This is a genomic window from Novosphingobium sp. CCH12-A3 (assembly GCF_001556015.1).
Lineage (GTDB): Bacteria > Pseudomonadota > Alphaproteobacteria > Sphingomonadales > Sphingomonadaceae > Novosphingobium > Novosphingobium subterraneum.
The window spans coordinates 1-842 of sequence record NZ_LSIA01000095.1 but is presented as its reverse complement, the minus strand read 5'-3'; the positions used below and the strand labels follow the sequence as shown (position 1 = coordinate 842).

Annotated in this window: 1 protein-coding gene; it reads left to right on the top strand. The window is 64.3% G+C overall.

Annotated elements, in window-relative coordinates:
* Nucleotides 1-586, top strand: a 586-nt coding sequence (locus AX703_RS28260; RefSeq protein WP_231735431.1) for a hypothetical protein, incomplete at its 5' end; no start/stop codon positions are given.
* Between the last annotated feature and the right edge of the window lie 256 nt (nt 587-842).

The following is an 842-nucleotide window of genomic DNA, read 5'->3' as shown; positions in this document are numbered from 1 at the left end:
CGATGCCTACATGCGCGAGTTCAGCGCGAACCGTCTCCATGTCGTGCCTGCGCGCACGCTGCTGCTGGCCCACGCTCATTGCCACGACCGCGAGTTGCCGCGCCGCTTTGCCGCGACCTTCGCTGTGCCCGGGTGCCCTGGGGCCGAGCTGCCCCGCATGCCGCTCCCCAAGTCGGCGATGTCGAGGGCGATGCTCACAGTAGCGCTTCGCCGGGTTCATCGTCATCGTCTACGCAGACGGTATCGTCGCCTTGAGGCGGCAGCGCAGAGGCTGAGCGCGTTCAGCTATCTGGCGCGGGTCGACCGTGACGGACCTGACTGGCGCCAGCGCGCCCTGCATGCCCTGGGCGCGGAGAGCCGACAGCGGCAAAGCCGTGCAGAAGCGCTCGCCAGTCTCCAGCTCGCGAGGGATTTTGCGATACAGGCGGAACTGCGGCGACGGCCGCGCTGGGACAGCGAACCATTTGATCCGGCCTGCTGGGGATTTGCTCTTCCGACAGCCCGCGCACTCGAATTGGCCGTCGCCAGGCTCGAAGCGAAGGGTGAAAGGTCGCCCGCAGTGCCAAATCATCAAATTTCGCCTTGAGGGGCCCGTAGAGCGCGTTCGGCGCGCCGCTGCACCCTTCCCCTATCCGGGGCCTATTTTGGCGCTGTACGGCACATTTCCGGGGAGGTCATATTTTATAAGTAATGTCAGAAAGTTAGTTGAATTTCTGCTGTTTTGACGAGTTTTGCCCATCACACGGCGATGACATAGCGGCGGAAGGCGTTGCCTTGGGTGATCTCGCGCAGGAGGTGCGCCTTGCACGCCTCGGCGATGAGCCGAGTGGTCGCCTGCCGAG